We start from the raw sequence: 249 nt of genomic DNA on the forward strand, positions 1-249 counted from the left end.
CTTTTACTAAATGAAAGATTACTTATTGATAAAAACAACAAACAAAATCCAAAGATTACTACCTTCTTTGAAACATTAGATGAAAATGTAAATAAAGTATTACGAGGATTGCAAATTCATTGTATGTAAGACAATTACAATAGCAAAAAGGAGAATATAATGAAAAAACTATTATTAAGCGCACTATTATCATTAGGATTTTTAACTATTCCATTCACAAATGCTGAGGCAGCTACAACAAACGATCAG

General features: G+C 27.3%; 1 protein-coding gene and 1 pseudogene. Both read left to right on the forward strand.

Annotated elements, in window-relative coordinates:
- On the forward strand, nt 1–129 hold a 129-nt coding region (locus tag SB658_RS26240; RefSeq protein WP_410603421.1), incomplete at its 5' end, for a DUF3978 family protein.
- Between the two features lie 30 nt (nt 130–159).
- Nucleotides 160–249 (forward strand): annotated as a pseudogene (locus SB658_RS26245) (L,D-transpeptidase); the annotation flags it as partial.

The sequence above is a fragment of the Bacillus sp. SIMBA_008 genome (assembly GCF_046535495.1).
Taxonomy (GTDB): domain Bacteria; phylum Bacillota; class Bacilli; order Bacillales; family Bacillaceae; genus Bacillus; species Bacillus subtilis.